The 16,141-nt window shown below is 68.7% G+C and carries 15 protein-coding genes and 1 tRNA gene; 4 read left to right on the top strand and 12 right to left on the bottom strand.

Annotation, left to right across the window (positions count from 1 at the left end; genetic code table 11):
• Window positions 1-67 precede the first annotated feature (67 nt).
• From JHB91_RS00280 to dxs, 3 genes are all read left to right on the top strand, one after another.
• Window positions 68-724 carry an HNH endonuclease gene (locus JHB91_RS00280; RefSeq protein WP_199373123.1) on the top strand — a complete coding sequence of 219 codons (657 nt, stop codon included), beginning with the start codon at window positions 68-70 and terminating at the stop codon, window positions 722-724.
• A gap of 157 nt (window positions 725-881) precedes the next feature.
• Window positions 882-2,030 carry a hypothetical protein gene (locus tag JHB91_RS00275; RefSeq protein WP_199470764.1) on the top strand — a complete coding sequence of 383 codons (1,149 nt, stop codon included), beginning with the start codon at window positions 882-884 and terminating at the stop codon, window positions 2,028-2,030.
• 69 nt (window positions 2,031-2,099) lie between these two features.
• A complete protein-coding gene (dxs, locus tag JHB91_RS00270) occupies window positions 2,100-4,013 on the top strand; it encodes a 1-deoxy-D-xylulose-5-phosphate synthase (RefSeq protein WP_199470763.1) in 1,914 nt (637 codons plus the stop codon).
• A 15-nt stretch (window positions 4,014-4,028) separates the two neighbouring features.
• Here dxs and JHB91_RS00265 read toward each other — a convergent pair whose 3' ends face one another.
• The gene (locus tag JHB91_RS00265) at window positions 4,029-4,994 is read right to left on the bottom strand and encodes a TraB/GumN family protein (RefSeq protein WP_233398485.1); all 966 of its coding nucleotides are present in this window, start codon (window positions 4,992-4,994) and stop codon (window positions 4,029-4,031) included.
• Window positions 4,995-5,256: 262 nt separating this feature from the next.
• Here JHB91_RS00265 and JHB91_RS00260 point away from each other — a divergent pair, with 262 nt between their 5' ends.
• Entirely contained in the window at window positions 5,257-6,288 is a 1,032-nt protein-coding gene (locus JHB91_RS00260; RefSeq protein WP_199470761.1) for a diguanylate cyclase, read from the top strand.
• 71 nt (window positions 6,289-6,359) lie between these two features.
• On the opposite strand, the gene JHB91_RS00255 is transcribed toward JHB91_RS00260, so the two are convergent.
• The 11 genes from JHB91_RS00255 to JHB91_RS00205 form a co-directional block, all read right to left on the bottom strand.
• A tRNA-Pro gene (locus JHB91_RS00255) sits at window positions 6,360-6,436 on the bottom strand.
• A gap of 59 nt (window positions 6,437-6,495) precedes the next feature.
• Window positions 6,496-6,852 carry a MerR family transcriptional regulator gene (locus tag JHB91_RS00250; protein ID WP_199373128.1) on the bottom strand — a complete coding sequence of 119 codons (357 nt, stop codon included), beginning with the start codon at window positions 6,850-6,852 and terminating at the stop codon, window positions 6,496-6,498.
• Window positions 6,845-7,147 carry an integration host factor subunit alpha gene (gene ihfA / locus JHB91_RS00245; protein ID WP_182820422.1) on the bottom strand — a complete coding sequence of 101 codons (303 nt, stop codon included), beginning with the start codon at window positions 7,145-7,147 and terminating at the stop codon, window positions 6,845-6,847. Before ihfA ends, JHB91_RS00250 begins: the two co-directional genes overlap by 8 nt.
• Before the next feature lie 13 nt (window positions 7,148-7,160).
• Window positions 7,161-9,536 carry a phenylalanine--tRNA ligase subunit beta gene (gene pheT / locus JHB91_RS00240; RefSeq protein ID WP_199470760.1) on the bottom strand — a complete coding sequence of 792 codons (2,376 nt, stop codon included), beginning with the start codon at window positions 9,534-9,536 and terminating at the stop codon, window positions 7,161-7,163.
• A gap of 9 nt (window positions 9,537-9,545) precedes the next feature.
• On the bottom strand, window positions 9,546-10,541 hold the full coding sequence (pheS, locus tag JHB91_RS00235) for a phenylalanine--tRNA ligase subunit alpha (RefSeq protein ID WP_199373130.1): 996 nt from the start codon (window positions 10,539-10,541) through the stop codon (window positions 9,546-9,548).
• 119 nt (window positions 10,542-10,660) lie between these two features.
• Entirely contained in the window at window positions 10,661-11,020 is a 360-nt protein-coding gene (gene rplT, locus JHB91_RS00230) for a 50S ribosomal protein L20 (RefSeq protein ID WP_182820419.1), read from the bottom strand.
• A gap of 13 nt (window positions 11,021-11,033) precedes the next feature.
• On the bottom strand, window positions 11,034-11,231 hold the full coding sequence (gene rpmI / locus JHB91_RS00225) for a 50S ribosomal protein L35 (protein WP_055249161.1): 198 nt from the start codon (window positions 11,229-11,231) through the stop codon (window positions 11,034-11,036).
• A 258-nt stretch (window positions 11,232-11,489) separates the two neighbouring features.
• Window positions 11,490-12,035 (bottom strand): translation initiation factor IF-3, encoded by a 546-nt coding sequence (gene infC, locus JHB91_RS00220; protein WP_199373131.1) that lies wholly within the window; start codon window positions 12,033-12,035, stop codon window positions 11,490-11,492.
• A 69-nt stretch (window positions 12,036-12,104) separates the two neighbouring features.
• A complete protein-coding gene (gene thrS / locus JHB91_RS00215; RefSeq protein WP_199373132.1) occupies window positions 12,105-14,012 on the bottom strand; it encodes a threonine--tRNA ligase in 1,908 nt (635 codons plus the stop codon).
• 216 nt (window positions 14,013-14,228) lie between these two features.
• Window positions 14,229-15,362, bottom strand: a complete 1,134-nt coding sequence (locus tag JHB91_RS00210) for a type IV secretion system protein (protein ID WP_199470759.1) — start codon at window positions 15,360-15,362, stop codon at window positions 14,229-14,231.
• 21 nt (window positions 15,363-15,383) lie between these two features.
• Entirely contained in the window at window positions 15,384-16,130 is a 747-nt protein-coding gene (locus JHB91_RS00205; RefSeq protein WP_199373134.1) for a hypothetical protein, read from the bottom strand.
• Between the last annotated feature and the right edge of the window lie 11 nt (window positions 16,131-16,141).

The following is a 16,141-nucleotide window of genomic DNA, read 5'->3' as shown; positions in this document are numbered from 1 at the left end:
CCCGCCGCCGGCCTGCTCCGGCGGCGCTACACAAGCGGTAACGGGGAGCGTATAAGCTGTTGTTCCCATGGAACCCGACAGAGCGAATCTTCGCCTCGTCCGCGGCATGGGCCCCGCCCCGCCGGCCGCCGTCGGCCCGCCGGAAGGCGCCGGCCGACATGCGCTTGATCGCGTGCGCCTGCTGTCCCTCGATGCCCACGGCCGCGCGCTCGACTGGATGAGCTGGCAGGACGCGACCTGCCTGTACGTCCGCGGCGCCGTGGCCTGGACGCTCGGTGATCCCTGTCTTGCGGTGCGCGGCGGCACCTGCCGCGCCACCGGCCTGCGCAGCCTGGTGCAACTTCATCCGATCGTCGCCGCGCGCAGCCAGGCACGCTCGCGCGCGCTCAATCCGACCCCGGCGCTGACCAACACCGCGCTGTTCGCGCGCGACCAGCACCTGTGCCTGTACTGCGGGCGCGACGTCGCGCACCGCCACCTGACCCGCGACCACGTGCATCCGCTTTCGCAGGGAGGCGAGGACGCCTGGGAAAACGTGGTCACCGCCTGTTTCCACTGCAATTCGCGCAAGGGCGGGCGCACGCCGCAGCAGGCGTCCATGCCGCTGCTCGCGGTGCCGTACCGGCCAAGCTGGATCGAGCACCTGATCCTCTCGAATCGCAACATCCTTGCCGACCAGATGGCGTTCCTGAAGAGCCAGTTGCCGAAACAACCCCGCCACTGACCCGCATTCGGGCGCGCAACGCCGCGCAAGCGCGACCACGGTCACCAAACATCCGCGCCAGGTGACGCACAGCAGCCGCAACTGCCGCAGCGCGCGCGTTGACGCAGCTGGCACGCTCCCGGACACTCGCCGCTCATTGTTTCCGGAGTGTTCACCCATGTCGCTGACCCTCGGCCTGACCGGCATGGACCCGGCCACGGAAACCGCGCTCAAGGCCGCGTTCGATGATGGCAACGCACGCCTCGGCGGCGCGTGGCGCCTCGTCCCTGAAGCAGATGCCGACCACGTCGTGGTCGACATGGACAGCATGTACGGGCCGATGAGCTGGCTGCGCCTGCATGCCGCCGGACGCCACGTGATCGGACTGACGTCCGCGCCGCGCACCCAGACCGAGTTCCGGCTTGGTCGACCATTCGATGGCGCCCAGGTCGCGCAGCTGCTCGCCGATGTCGCGCGCAGCGTAGGTGTCGACCTCGCTGCCGCGCCGGCGGCAACCGCTGCGACCACTGTCGAAGACGCGCCCACCACGACCAGCGCTGCCGAGGGCGACTCCCCCGCCGCAACGGTCGTGGTGAAAACTGCCGTTCCCGTTGCGGCAGCCGCGGAGGTCGCCGAGCCGGATCCAGTAGCCGAACTGCGAGATGGTCCCGCAAGCACCGCCTCGCCCGGCGTCGCAGCCACCAGCGTCGAGGAAGTCGAGGAAGTCGAGGAAGCCGTCGAAATCGCTGCACCTGTACCGGACGACTTCGCCGCATGGCTGCGTCCCGGTGCGCTGTCCGGCCGCGTGTGCTTCCGCAGCGCCTCCGGCCCGACCCTGTTCATCGATGCCGACAACGACAGCTGGCACGGTCCGACGCCGTTGAATCCGCTCGCCGGCTATTTCCAGGGCGCGCTCGAAGCGTCGGACTTCGCCCCGGTCGACGCCGCCACCTGGGCGCGCGAGACCGCCGGTGCCGGCGCACAGCAGCCGCTGGCACGCCTGCGCTGGCTGGGTGGCCTGCTCGCGGGCGGCGGTGCGCTGCTGCCCGGCCATGACCCGGCCGGCCGTTATGCGCTGACCAAGTGGCCGCAGACCGAGCGCGAATATCCGCGCCACTTCCGCATCGCCACCGCGATGATGAAGGGGCCCGCGACCGTCGCCGAGATCGCGGAAGCCAGCGGCATCCCTGGCGCCGACGTTGCCGACTTCATCAATGCCAACCTGGCCACCGGCTACGCCGAGGCCGTGGCGGAGGCACCGCCGGTCATCGAAGAGCCGGAGAAGGCACGCTCGGGGGGCCTGCTGGGCCGCCTGCGCAATCGCTGAACACGGGGCCGGGATGCGGCTGCGGCGGCCACCACGCCCCGCGGCTCCCGGCCGTCTTACAATATGCGGATGATCGACTCCACCCGCCATCCGCGCCTCGCGCGCATCGACAACCCGGCGCGTCTGCGCGAATTCGACGAGGCCGAGCTGCCCGCGATCGCGGACGAGCTGCGCGCCTACCTCATTGAATCAGTCGGCAAGAGCGGCGGCCACTTCGGCGCCGGCCTTGGCGTGGTCGAACTGACCACCGCCCTGCACTACCTCTACGACACGCCGCGCGACCGCATCGTCTGGGACGTCGGCCACCAGGCCTATCCGCACAAGATCCTGACCGGCCGCCGCGACAGCATCCACACCGTGAAGCAGAAGGACGGCGTGGCGCCGTTCCCCAAGCGCGAGGAAAGCGAGTACGACACCTTCGGCGTCGGCCACTCCTCGACCAGCATCTCGGCCGCGCTGGGCATGGCGATCGCGTCCGCGCGCGCCGGCGACGAGCGCAAGGTGGTCGCGGTGATCGGCGATGGCGCGATGACCGCGGGCATGGCCTACGAGGCGCTCAACCACGCCGGCGGCATGGACCCCGAGCCCAACCTGCTGGTGGTGCTCAACGACAACCGCATGTCGATCAGCGAGAACGTCGGCGGACTGACCAAGATGCTCGGCCGCGCCACCGGCAGCCAGACGCTCAACGCGCTGCGCGAGGGCGGCAAGAAGCTGCTCGGCGACAAGCGCGGCGCGCCGGCGAAGTTCGTGCGCCGCTGGGAAGAACACTGGAAGGGCATGTTCGTTCCGTCCACGCTGTTCGAGGAGATGGGCTTCCATTACACCGGCCCGATCGATGGCAACGACATCAAGGCGCTGGTCTCGGCGCTGAAGGTGGTGCGCGGCCTGAAGGGCCCGCAGCTGCTGCACGTCATCACCACCAAGGGCAAGGGCTACGAGCGTGCCGAGGGTGACCAGATCGGCTATCACGCGGTGTCGCCGTTCGATCCCGACCAGGGCCTGGTGTCCAAGCCCGGCGCGGTCAAGAAGCCCACGTATACCGACATCTTCGGCGACTGGCTGTGCGACATGGCGGCAGCCGACGACACGTTGATGGCGATCACCCCCGCCATGCGCGAAGGCTCCGGCCTGGTGCGTTTCAGCAAGGAGTATCCGGCGCGCTACTTCGATGTCGCCATCGCCGAGCAGCACGCGGTCACGTTGGCGGCCGGCATGGCCTGCGAAGGCGCGAAGCCGGTCGTCGCGATCTACTCGACGTTCCTGCAGCGCGGCTATGACCAGCTGGTGCACGACGTCGCCGTGCAGGACCTCGACGTGCTGTTCGCGATCGACCGTGGCGGCGTGGTCGGCCCCGATGGCGCCACCCACGCCGGCAACCTCGACCTCAGCTACCTGCGCTGCGTGCCCAACATGGTGGTGATGGCGCCCGCCGACGAACACGAGTGCCGGCAGATGCTGTCCACAGGCTTCCGCCATCGCGGCCCCGCGGCGGTGCGCTATCCGCGCGGCAGCGGGACCGGCGTCGCCGCCGGCAGCGATCTCGACACGCTGCCGATCGGCAAGGCCGAGCTCCGCCGCACCGGCACGCGCGTCGCCCTGCTCGCGTTCGGCGCCACGGTGCCGGCGGCCGAAGCGATCGCCGCCGAACTCGATCTCACCGTCGTCAACATGCGCTTCATCAAGCCGCTCGACCGCGGGCTGATGCTGCAGCTGGCGGCGAGCCACGAAGGCTTTGTCACCATCGAAGACAACGTGGTCATGGGCGGCGCGGGCTCCGCGGTCTCCGAGCTGCTGGCGGCCGAAAACGTGCTGCTGCCGGTCCTGCACCTCGGCCTGCCCGATGCCTTCCAGCACCACGCCAGCCGCGAGGACCTGCTGGCCGAGGCCGGAATCGATGCCGCCGGCATCCGCGCCGCTGTCCTTTCGCGCTGGCCGCAGGTCGCGCTGCCCGCGTCTGCGGCGCGCACCGCCGCGGGCTGACCGCCGCGGCGGGACTCAGGGCGCCTGGACGTCGTAGCCGCGTGCGCGCAGCTGCGCCAGCAGGCCGTCATCCGCCATGAGTTGCGACATCGGCAGCACGGCGAAGCTCACCGCGTTGTCGGCCAGCGCCTTGTCGACGTTGGCCAGCCACGCAGCGTCGGCGCGCGCGCGCAGGTCGTCGAATCCCAGCCGCCGGGCGATCGCGCTGGTCGTCAACGCCTCCGCGCACGACCGGTAATGGTCCTCGTAGGGGAGCGCGCGGAGCGCTTCGAGGTCGCCGTCGGCCCAGGCATTGGCGCGCGCGCGCATGTTGTCGAGGTCGGTTTCGATGCGTGCCATGGTGCCCGCGAAGCACTCGCGGTCGGCCAGGTCGCTGTCGTTGAGTTCCTTCAACGCGGCCTTGGGGTCCTCCAGCGTGAGCGCGACCTTGCTTTCGACCAGCGGCACTCCGGCATCCTTCGCCGCCTTGCGCACCACCGGCGCGACCACGCCGGTCATGCGCAAGCCGGACTTCTTCAATGCCGCTTCGTAGAGCTCCTGCGCCGCCACCAGCGGCCGCCGCTTCTCCACGCCGCGGTCATGGCCCATGTAGCGCGCCTTGAGCACCTCCCACCGGGCATACAGGTCCGCCGAAACCACTTCGCGCAGCGGCCGCTTGGCCGGGTTGTTGCGTGCGCGCAGCATCGCCGGCACCAGGGCCAGGCCCCGGAACATCCCGATGTCGGAATTCACGGCGACGTAAGGCGCCTCGATGACCGCCTGCGAGCGCGCGATGACCGCCTCGACGGCGGACGAATTCCAGTCCATGCGCCGCGGCAGGGGCGACACCGTGCCGAGGATGTGGAGCACGTGATCAGCCTTGGTCACCTTCCACATGCCGGGACCGGGCCGCGTGCCCGACACCACCATTGCCTCGAGGTCGCGGATGTCGGGGGCCCCGGTGGTGGGCGCGGCAGGTTGCGCTGCGGCAGGGATACCCATGACCGCCAGGCAGAGCCCGAGGGCCACGGCGAGCGCAGCGCTGCAACAGCGCACAGCATGCAAGACCCTCATACAGGACTCCCCGATTGTGAATACGACATTGTAGGAGCAAGCCGCGGGACGAAGGTCCAGCGGCCGTCACACCCGCCGGTCGCGCACTATAATCCCGCTGCGCCGGGCATCGCCCCGGCCAAACGGGGGGAACGCGTTGCAGGACCCGCAAACGGCACGCCTGGCGCCGGCACGTGGCACGGGCTTCGATTTGCTCCGCACCCAGTTGACGCTGCCGCGGCGCGTCTACCCGTATCGCGTCCTGGGCATGGCACTCGGCGCGCTGGCGATTGCAACCGTGCTGCTCGAACTGCAGGCGGGAACGCTCCTCTGGGCGCTGTGCGTGTTCACCGGAGTGGTCTGGCCACAGCTCGCCCACCTGCTGGCACAGCGCAGCGCGTCGCCCTTCGCGGCCGAGCAGCGCAACCTCATCGCCGACTCGGCGCTCGCGGCGCTCTGGGTCCCGCTGCTGCATTTCAACCTGCTTCCGGCCGTGCTGCTGCTGGCACTCCCTGCCGCGGACAAGGTCAACACCGACATTCCCGGGCTGTACCGGCGCACCTTGTTGCCGACATGCGTCGCGATCCTCGCGGGCGGCCTGGCCACGGGCTTTGCGTTCGCGCCCTCGTCCAGTACCGCGGTGGTGCTGGCCTGCATGCCGATGTTGCTGATCCACACGCTGGCCGTGAGCCATGGGCGACGCAGACTGGTGGCGAAGGTGCTGCGCAAGAACCAGGAGCTCGACCTGCTCAGCCGCACCGACATGCTGACCGGGCTGCGCTCGCGCGATCACTGGGAACGCGAGGTTGCGCGCACCCTGCACGAGGTGCACGCGGGAGCGTCCCCCGCAGTGCTGGTGATGATCGACATCGACGGGTTCAAACAGGCCAACGACCGCTACGGCCACATCGCCGGTGATGCGCTCCTGCGCGCGGTGGCTGCCCTACTCCAGGAAACCCTGCGACCCGGCGACATCGGCGGGCGTTACGGCGGGGACGAGTTCGCAGTGGTATGCCCGGCCACCGGCCTGGCCGAGGCGGCCGCGACGGCCGAGGCGTTCCGCGCCGCCGTCGAGACCATCCGCCTGCCGCAGGCGCCCGACCTGTCGCACTCGGTGAGCATCGGCATCGCGTCGGCGCGGCCCAACCACGCACGCATCGAAGACTGGGTCAACGCCGCCGACGCAGCGCTGTACGACGCCAAGCGCAGCGGTCGCAATCGCATGGTGCTCGCACGCACGTGACCCGACCGCCCACGCGCGGCCAATAAAAAACGGCCCGCGAATGATCGCGGGCCGTTGAAGTCACACAAATTTGGTCGGGGTAGCCGGATTCGAACCGACGACCACTTGTCCCCCAGACAAGTGCGCTACCAGGCTGCGCTATACCCCGGATGGGTGCGGATTATAGCCGGCGCCGCGCCTTCATGCGCGCTCTCGCCGGCAGGTTGTTCAACGACGCAGGAGCTGCAGGACGTCTTCGAGCTCCAGCCGCACCTGGCGGATGATCTGGCTGCTGAGCGCGGACTCATCCTTCGCGTCTTCGCCCTCGAGCCGCAGGCGGGCGCCACCGATGGTGTAACCCTGCTCGTACAGCAGGCCGCGGATCTGGCGCACCATCAGCACGTCGTGGCGCTGGTAGTAGCGCCGGTTGCCACGGCGCTTGACCGGGCTGAGGCTCGGGAATTCGGTTTCCCAGTAGCGCAGCACGTGCGGCTTGACGTCGCACAGCTCGCTGACTTCACCAATGGTGAAGTAGCGCTTGGCCGGGATGGGCGGGAGTTCTCGGTTGCTGCCGGGGTCAAGCATGGGTGCCTCCCGCGTACGCTTCCACGCGTTCCTTGAGCTTCTGGCCGGGACGGAAGGTGACCACCGTGCGCGCGGAAATCGGGATTTCCTCGCCGGTCTTGGGGTTGCGGCCGGGACGCTGGTTCTTGCGGCGCAGGTCGAAATTGCCGAAGCCGGAGAGCTTCACCTGGCGACCGCCCTGCAGGGCTTCGCGCAGGGCGACGAAGAACGCGTCCACGAATTCCTTCGCTTCGCGCTTGTTCAGGCCAACCTCTTCGTACAACCGTTCGGCCATTTCCGCCTTCGTCAACGCCATGCCATCCCCCTGCTCAACCTCTGATCCGCGCTCCGTGCGCAACCGCCACCGCGCTGGTGACCGAAACCACCACCGCATCCACATCGCGGTCGGTCAGCGTGCGTGAATCGTCCTGCAGAATCAAGCCCATCGCGACACTCTTGAATCCCGTTTCTACGCCCTTCCCGGCGTAGACGTCGAACACGCGAAGAGCGCGCAGCACCGGACCTGCGGCGGCCCGCGCCGAGGCTTCAAGAGCCGCCCACGCCACCGTGTCGGCGACGATGAATGCGAGGTCGCGGCGCACCGAGGGGAACTTCGACTGCGCCCGCGCGCGCGGCACTTCGCGCATGCGCAGCGCGGCCAGGTCGAGTTCAAACGCAAGCACGGGGTGGTCGAGCCCGAGCGCCTGCTGCAGGCGCGGGTGCAGCTCGGCGATCGCACCGACCACCTGGCCGTCGCGCAGCACCTCCGCGGCCCGGCCCGGATGCGCCCAGGCAGGCGTGGCCGGGCGGAACGCCAGCGTGGTCCCGGAGAGCGCGGCGAGGCCCTCCAGGTCGCCCTTGAGGTCGTGGAAGTCGACCCGACGGGCGGGCACGCCCCACTGCTCGATGGCGGCCTCGCCACAGGCCACGGCGGCGATGCGCGGCGTTTCCAGCGGCGCGGCGCCTTCGCCCGCCGCGGTGAATACCTTGCCGAGTTCGAACAGGCGCACGCGGCCCTGCTGGCGCGCGACGTTGCGCGCCAGCGCGTCCACCAGCCCGGGCAGCAGCCGCGGCCGCATCACGCCGAGCTCGGCGCTGAGCGGGTTGGCCAGCGGCACCAGCGCCTCGTCCGCCTGCCACGTGGCTAGCAGCCCCGCATCGACAAAGGCGTAGTTGATCGCCTCCAGATAGCCACGCGCGGCGAGCGCGCGGCGCAGGTCGTGCTCCGGCAACACGGTTTCCGACGCCGCCACCAGCCGCATCGCACCGCCGGGCAGCGTGGTCGGGATGGCGTCGTAGCCGTGGATGCGCGCGACCTCTTCGATCAGGTCCTCCTCGATCGCGAGGTCGAAGCGGCGCGTCGGCGCGGTCACCGTCCAGCCTTCGTCGCCCGCCGCAACGCCCAGCCCCAGCGCGCGCAGGATTCGCTCCACGTCGGCATCGGCGATGGCGATGCCGAGCACGCTCGCCAGGCGCGCGCGGCGCAGCGGAATGATCGCCGGCCGCGGGAGATGCTGCGCCTGTTCCACCGCGACCACCGGGCCGGGCACGCCGCCGGCGATGTCGAGGATCAGGCGCGTCGCGTATTCCATCGCAGTGCGGGGCAGTTCCGGGTCCACGCCGCGCTCGAAGCGATGGCCGGCATCGGTATGCAGGCCGAGCTTGCGGCCGCGGCCGATGATCGCGGCCGGCGCGAAGTGCGCGGCCTCGAGGAAGACATCGCGCGTCGCGTCGGTGACGCGGGTATCGAAGCCGCCCATCAGACCCGCGAGGCCGACGGCGCGGTCGGCATCGGTGATCACCAGGAAGCCGGGATCAAGCGCGGCATCACGGCCGTCGAGCAGCTTCAGCGCCTCGCCATCGCGCGCGCGGCGCACACCGACCGGCCCGTGCAGCAGGCTGCGGTCGTAGGCGTGCATCGGCTGGCCGAGTTCGAGCATCACGTACTGGGTGACATCGACCAGCAGCGACAGCGGACGAACGCCGCTGCGGCGCAGGCGTTCGGCCATCCACGCAGGCGTCGGACGACTGGCGTCGACGCCTTCGATGACGCGGCCGACATAGCGTGGCGCATCGGCGCCGGCATCGAGCGTGACCGCGAGCGTCGCAGCACCCTGCGCGGGCACCGGCGTGGCGTCGAGCTCCACCACTGCACTGCCGCAAGCCGCCGCCACGTCATAGGCGATGCCGCGCACGCTGAAGCAGTCGGCGCGGTTGGGCGTCAGCTTGAGCTCGATGCTGGCGTCCGGCAGGCCGAGGTAGGCCGCCAGCGGCGTTCCGGGCGACGCGTCGGCGGGAAGTTCCAGCAGGCCGGAGGCGTCGGCATCGATGCCCAGTTCTTTCGCCGAGCACAGCATGCCGTTGGAGTCGACGCCGCGAAGCTTGGCGGCCTTGATCACCAGCTCGCCAACCTGCGTGCCAATGGTGGCGAGTGGCGCGACCAGGCCCGGGCGCGCATTCGGCGCGCCGCAGACGACCTGCAGCAGCGCACCGCCGCCGGCGTCGACCTGGCAGACCTGCAGGCGGTCGGCTTCGGGATGCTTTTCGGCGGACACGATGCGCGCCACCACCACGCCGTCGAGCGCGGCGCCGAGCGGCGTGAGTTCTTCGACCTCCAGGCCGATGGCGGTCAGCGTGGCCGCGAGCTCATCGCGCGAGGCGGTGGTGGAGACGTGCTGGCGCAGCCAGTTCTCGGAAAATTTCATGCGGCGGCCTCAGGCGAACTGGCGCAGGAAGCGCACGTCGTTGTCGAAGAAACTGCGCAGGTCGTCCACGCCGTAGCGCAGCATCGCGAAGCGCTCCACGCCCAGGCCGAACGCGAACCCGGTATAGCGCTCCGGATCAATGCCGACGTTGCGCAGCACGGTGGGGTGGACCATGCCGCAGCCGAGCACTTCCAGCCAGCGGGTGGAGCCATCCGGCTGGGCCCAGGCGATGTCGACCTCGGCGGACGGCTCGGTGAACGGGAAATAGCTCGGCCGGAAGCGCATCTCGAAGTCGCGCTCGAAGAACGCGCGCACGAACTCCACCAGCGTGCCCTTCAGGTCGGCAAAGCTCGCGTGTTCGCCGACCAGCAGGCCTTCGCACTGGTGGAACATCGGGGTATGCGTCTGGTCGGAATCGCTGCGGTACACCTTGCCCAGCGCGATCATGCGCAGCGGCGGCGCGTGCTCCTGCATGTAGCGCACCTGCACGCCCGAGGTGTGGGTGCGCAGCAGGCGGCCATCGCCGAAGTAGAACGTGTCGTGCATGGCGCGCGCCGGGTGGTGCGGCGGGAAGTTCAGCGCCTCGAAGTTGTGGAAGTCGTCCTCGATCTCTGGGCCGTCGGCCAGTGCGTAGCCCAGGCGGCCGAAGATCTCGGCGATGCGCTCCATGGTGCGGCTGACCGGGTGCAGGCCACCGCGGTCGGCATCGCGGCCGGGCAGCGTGACGTCGATGGATTCGCCGGCCAGGCGCGCGTCGAGCGCGGCGGCATCGAGTGCGGCCTTGCGCTCCGCCAGCGCCTCGCCGATCGCGTCGCGGGCCCGGTTGATGGTTTCGCCAGCTGCCTTGCGCTGGTCGCCCGGCAGCGTGCCGAGTGTCTTCAGCAGTGCGGTGATGCTGCCGCTCTTGCCGAGCAGCGCGACGCGCAGCGCTTCAACCGCATCCGGTGCCTGCGCGGCGGCGATGTCGGCGAGCGCCTGCTGGCGGATGTGTTCGATGTCGGTCATCAGGGCACCTTCGGGGAGCCAAAACGAAACATGGGGAAGGACTTGCGCCCTTCCCCATGCGTGTACTGCGTTGTCCGCCTGGCCACCGCCGCGCGAACGCGCGGTGGCCGGCGACACACTTACGCTGCGAGCGCGCCCTTCGCCTTCTCGGTCAGCGCGGCAAAACCCGCCGCGTCGTGCACGGCGATGTCCGCCAGCACCTTGCGGTCGAGGGTGATGCCGGCCTTCAGGAGGCCGTTCATGAAGCGGCTGTAGCTCATGCCGTTGATGCGGGCCGCCGCGTTGATGCGGACGATCCACAGCGAGCGGAAATTGCGCTTCTTCTGCTTGCGACCGATATAGGCGTACTGCAGGGCCTTGGTGACGGCCTGCTTGGCAACGCGGAACACCTTGCGGCGCGCGTTGTAGTAACCCTTGGCCTGCTTGAGGACCTTCTTGTGACGGCGGCGCGCCTGCACGCCACGCTTTACTCGTGCCATTGTTCAGTCCTCCTCAGAGATACGGCAGCATGCGATCGAGACGACCGCTGTCGCACGCAGGAATGTGGTTCGTCTGACGGAGGTTGCGCTTCCGCTTCGTCGCCTTCTTGGTGAGGATATGGCTACGGTTCGCGTGGCCTGCCTTGTACTTGCCGGACGCGGTCTTCCTGAAGCGCTTGGCCGCGCCCCGGTGCGTCTTGATCTTGGGCATTGCTGGGATCCCTGTTTGGTTTCTGTCACTGGCCCGGGCGGTGGCTTGCGCCACGCTTTCCGTCCTGCCCCTGCCGGTCTTAGGCCCTGGAATCCACTGCGGATCCAGGACGGGTCCATCCGGCGCGCCGCCAAAACGGCACACCGAGCCGCGCATTATGCACGGACTCGGGTCCCTGGGGCAATCACCGGGTTCAAGCGCCCTTCCCGCGTGGCGCGGCGGGAGGGGTGTCGCGTCACGCGCCGCTGGCGCGCGGCGTCACTTCTTCTTCGGCGCGATCATCATGACCATCTGCCGGCCTTCGAGGCGCGGCCTGGACTCGATGACGATGTCCTCGCCGAGGTCGGTCTCGATCCGGTTGGCCATCTCGCGGCCCAGCTCCTGGTGGCTCATCTCGCGGCCACGAAAACGGATGTTGACCTTGATCTTGTCGCCTTCCTCGAGGAACCCGCGCATCTTGCGCAGCTTGATCTGGTAGTCGCCCTCGTCGGTCACCGGACGGAACTTGACTTCCTTGATCTCGACCTGGCGGGTCTTCTTCTTGGCTTCGTTCGCCTTCTTCTGCGTCTCGAACTTGAACTTGCCGAAGTCCATGACCTTGCACACAGGCGGATCGGCATTGGGCTGGATCTCGACGAGGTCGAGTCCTTCCTCTTCGGCCATGGCGATGGCCTCGTCGCGCGAAAGCACGCCGATCATCTCGCCGTCCGAACCGATCACGCGCACGCGGGGCACGCGGATTTCGCCGTTCCTTCTATTCTGCTTGTCAGGTGTGCTGATGTTGCAATCTCCGTGGGTGAACACTACCGGGCAGGACCCGGATCCCGGGCCCCATGGCGCCTGCCATCTGGCGGGCGCAGAGCTACATGATACTCAGCAAGGGGCCCGTTCTGCATGCACGCGGGCGATGAAGTCCGAAAGCGGCATGCTGCCCAGGTCCTCCCCCGCCAGGGTGCGCACGGCCACCGCCTGGAGCTCCTTCTCGCGGTCCCCCACCACCAGCAGGTACGGCACCCGTTGCATCGTGTGCTCGCGGATCTTGTAGCCGACCTTCTCGTTGCGCAGGTCGGACTCGACCCGAAGCCCTTGATTGACAAGGGTTTTCCTGACTTCTTCGACCCAGTCGGCCTGGGCGTCGGTGATGTTCATCACCACCGCCTGCACCGGGGCCAGCCACGCCGGGAAGCTGCCTGCGTGGTGCTCGATCAGGATGCCGATGAAGCGCTCCATGGAGCCGACGATGGCGCGGTGCAGCATGACCGGCGTCTGTTTCTGGCTGTTTTCGTCGACGTATTCGGCGCCCAGGCGGCCCGGCATCATGAAATCCACCTGCATCGTGCCCAGCTGCCAGGTGCGGCCGATGGCGTCCTTCAGGTGGTACTCGATCTTCGGGCCGTAGAACGCGCCCTCGCCCGGCAGCTCCGTCCACTCCACGCCGGCCGACCGCAGCGCGGAGCGCAGCGCCGTCTCGGCCTTGTCCCAGGTGGCGTCGTCGCCCAGCCGCGAATCGGGGCGCAGGGCCAGCTTCACCTGCACCTCCTCGAAGCCGAAGTCGGCGTAGACCTTCATGGCCTGGGCGTGGAACGCGGTCACCTCGGACTCGATCTGGCCCTCGGTGCAGAACACGTGGCCGTCGTCCTGGGTGAAGCCGCGCACGCGCAGGATGCCGTGCAGCGCGCCCGAGGGCTCGTTGCGGTGGCAGGCGCCGAACTCGCCGTAGCGGATCGGCAGGTCGCGGTAGCTGTGCAGGCCCTGGTTGAACACCTGCACGTGGCCCGGGCAGTTCATGGGCTTCACCGCGTAGGTCCGCTTCTCGGACTCGGTGAAGAACATGTTCTCCTTGTAGTTGTCCCAGTGACCGGACTTCTGCCACAGGCTCACGTCCAGCACCTGCGGGCAGCGCACCTCGCCGTAGCCGCTGCTGCGGTACACGCCGCGCATGTACTGCTCCACCACCTGCCAGATCGCCCAGCCCTTGGGGTGCCAGAACACCAGGCCCGGCGCCTCTTCCTGCAGGTGGAACAGCTCCTGCTGCTTGCCGATGCGGCGGTGGTCGCGCTTCTCGGCTTCCTCGATGCGCTGCACGTAGGCCTTGAGCTGCTTGGCATCGGCCCAGGCGGTGCCGTAGATGCGCTGCAGCTGCTCGTTCTTGGAGTCGCCTCGCCAGTAGGCGCCGGACACGCGCGTCAGCTTGAACGCCTTCAGGAAGCGCGTGTTGGGCACGTGCGGGCCGCGGCACATGTCCACGTATTCCTGGTGGTGGTACAGGCCCATGGCCGTGACCTCCGGGCCCAGGCCCTCGATCAGGCGCAGCTTGTAGTCCTCGCCGCGGGCCTGGAACTCCGCCACCACCTCGTCGCGCGGGGTCATGCGCTTGATGACGTCGTACTCGGTGTCGATCAGCTCGCGCATGCGGGCTTCGATCGCGGCCATGTCGTCGGGCGTGAAGGGCTGCGCGCGCCAGATGTCGTAGTAGAAGCCGTCCTCGATCACCGGCCCGATCACCATCTTGGCGTCCGGGTACAGCTGCTTGACCGCGTGGCCCACCAGGTGCGCGCAGGAGTGGCGGATGATCTCCACGCCCTCGGCGTCCTTGGGGGTGAGGATCTGCAGGCTGGCGTCCTGGTCGATGAGGTCGGACGCGTCGACCTGGCGGCCGTCGACCTTGCCGGCCACGGTGGCCTTGGCCAGGCCGGGGCCGATGGACTGCGCGACCTCCATGACGGAGACGGGGTGGTCGAACTCGCGGCGGCTGCCGTCGGGGAGCGTGATGGTGATCATGTATGGGCTGCTGGCTGGGCGGTCGGCAAGGGCTGCAGGCCGCGGACAAGAAAAAAGCGCCACGCGGGCGCCCTCCGGAATCGGCCGCGGGCGGGGATCAGCGGTGGGCGGTGGTAGTGCTCATGTCGCACGCTCGGCCGGCGTTGCCGCGGGCCACCTTTGCGCCAAGGGGTGTGGCGCACGATTCTAGAACAAATCGTGCGCGTCGGCGCCCGGCTAACCGGAATGCCCGGCGGGGCGGATGACATCGACGTCGACGCGGGCTGACCGCTGCCCGGCAAGCCGCGCCGCCCCCGCGGGATCGCTCGCGTCCACCGCGGCTGCGGCACCATGGCCTGTCGGGGCCGGGGCATGCGCCGCCGTGACGCCGGGCGGCAGCCCGGAACCGGGCGGCGCGCCTTGCCCAGACCCCGGCGACAGCGCGTTGAGCGCGTTGTAGGCGGAGAACTGCCCGAGCACGCCGTTGAAGAACACCGCAGCCATCGGCGGTGCGCTCACGATGAGCATGGTCAAGATCAGCCCCATTCCGCCCTGCTGCATCGCCATCGCGGTCAGGCTCTCCTGGCTGGCACCGGTGGTCCAGCCGGCGACCCAGAATGCAATGCCGACCGCGATCACCATGTCGAGCGCGAGCGTCACCATCACCGTGAGCAGCGCCAGCGAGAACAGGGTGCCGATGCCGTAGTAGAGCCATTTCGTGAACAGCTGCTGCGTTGCGCGGAACAACAGGCACAGGATGAAGATCGGCCCCAACCCGACCACCAGCGCGATCGCCACCTTGTTGAGCAGCATGGTTGCCGCCGCCATGATCGCAGGCCCGCCGAGGCCGACGCCGGTAAACCACAACGCTCGATCCTTTCGCTTGTCAGTCAGCAGGTCATCGCCGGAATCAACCGAATCGATCGCAGCCAACGCCACCTGCATGATGGCCAGCGTCCGGTCGATGTCCTCATACGGCCCGCCGTCACGCTCGCCCGTTATTGTTTCGGCGACGACTTCGGTCAGGCCATGCGTGAGCGTGCGGTAGATCGACCCCGAGCCGGCGGCAGCCCCGGTGGCAATTGCGATCACCAGCACCGCCTTCAGCGCATCGGTGACCAGCGCCATCATCGGCTCGCGTGACTGACCGGTGGCGATCCGGTAGCCATGCACCAGTATCCAGAGCGTCAAAAGGCTCAGCGCTGCGGTGCCCACCACACGCAGCACGCGTCCCAACAGGTTGCCTGCGAATTCACTGATCTCGTCGTCGAGGAAGCTGCTGATCTCATGGAAGAAGATCATGTTGGGGAGACCGGCCTGGACCTGCATCCAGTCGATCCCTCCCATGACGAAGCGCAGCGTGTCTTCCATGGCCATTGTTGTCGTACCTGCTCAGCGCTCGCGCAGGCGCGCTGCGCGCAAGGCGACCTTGAGCGCAGCGCCCTGGATGAGCTCATCGGTGCCCGGGTTCCTGAAGCTCTTGTTGGCCGCCCGCACCTGGTCGGCCTGCAACGTCCGCAGGGTTGCGTCATACGCACCCAGCAACGTCTCGGCGTTTTGTACGTCGTTCTGCAGCTGCCCCTGGATGGCAAGGATGCGGTTCGTATTGGACGCCAGCTTGCCCTGCTCGTCCGCGCCGATGCCCGCGCGCTCCGCATAGGTGGCACGCAGCTCCCCGTCGCGTGCCTCGACATCTTCGAGCATCGCCACCATTGCGTTGAACCTGCGGTTCTCGGTGTTGACGATCGCGCTGCAATACATGTGCTGCTCGACGCCAGAGGGATTGTTGCGCGGCTCGCTGCCGCAGCGGTCGGCCAGACCATCGTCCAGCCCGCGTTGGGCGAACTGTTCGCGATGCCCGGGGTTGCCCTGGTAGGCTGCGCCGGCCACAAGCGCCTGCTGGTACTGCTTGTCCAGCGTGCTCAACTGGTCGATCTGGCTCTGGTAGTCCTGCCACATCTGCTGGTACTGCGCGATCCAGCCGAGGATGGTCTTGATGGTATGCGGCACGTCGAATACCGCGACCTGAGCGTTTGCCGGGCCTGCGGCTAGCACGCCCGCCATCAGCAGGCCTGCTGCCCACCTTACGGGCCTCACCGCAGCCCCGTTTCCACGCCTGCCGACTTCCTTGTCGTCCATGTCCAGCTCCT

The sequence above is a fragment of the Luteimonas sp. MC1828 genome, from assembly GCF_016461615.1.
Classification (GTDB): Bacteria; Pseudomonadota; Gammaproteobacteria; order Xanthomonadales; family Xanthomonadaceae; genus Luteimonas.
This window is presented reverse-complemented; position numbering and strand designations above follow the sequence as displayed.

Bases quoted from the DNA above. Each gene is read 5' to 3' on its own strand.
- rplT (WP_182820419.1), bottom strand. From the start codon at position 11,020: ATGGCACGAGTAAAGCGTGGCGTGCAGGCGCGCCGCCGTCACAAGAAG.
- JHB91_RS00210 (WP_199470759.1), bottom strand. From the start codon at position 15,362: ATGGAAGACACGCTGCGCTTCGTCATGGGAGGGATCGACTGGATGCAG.
- thrS (WP_199373132.1), bottom strand. From the start codon at position 14,012: ATGATCACCATCACGCTCCCCGACGGCAGCCGCCGCGAGTTCGACCAC.
- dxs (WP_199470763.1), top strand. From the start codon at position 2,100: ATGATCGACTCCACCCGCCATCCGCGCCTCGCGCGCATCGACAACCCG.
- JHB91_RS00205 (WP_199373134.1), bottom strand. From the start codon at position 16,130: ATGGACGACAAGGAAGTCGGCAGGCGTGGAAACGGGGCTGCGGTGAGG.
- JHB91_RS00250 (WP_199373128.1), bottom strand. From the start codon at position 6,852: ATGCTTGACCCCGGCAGCAACCGAGAACTCCCGCCCATCCCGGCCAAG.
- pheS (WP_199373130.1), bottom strand. From the start codon at position 10,541: ATGACCGACATCGAACACATCCGCCAGCAGGCGCTCGCCGACATCGCC.
- pheT (WP_199470760.1), bottom strand. From the start codon at position 9,536: ATGAAATTTTCCGAGAACTGGCTGCGCCAGCACGTCTCCACCACCGCC.
- JHB91_RS00265 (WP_233398485.1), bottom strand. From the start codon at position 4,994: ATGGGTATCCCTGCCGCAGCGCAACCTGCCGCGCCCACCACCGGGGCC.
- JHB91_RS00280 (WP_199373123.1), top strand. From the start codon at position 68: ATGGAACCCGACAGAGCGAATCTTCGCCTCGTCCGCGGCATGGGCCCC.
- rpmI (WP_055249161.1), bottom strand. From the start codon at position 11,231: ATGCCCAAGATCAAGACGCACCGGGGCGCGGCCAAGCGCTTCAGGAAG.
- JHB91_RS00275 (WP_199470764.1), top strand. From the start codon at position 882: ATGTCGCTGACCCTCGGCCTGACCGGCATGGACCCGGCCACGGAAACC.
- ihfA (WP_182820422.1), bottom strand. From the start codon at position 7,147: ATGGCGTTGACGAAGGCGGAAATGGCCGAACGGTTGTACGAAGAGGTT.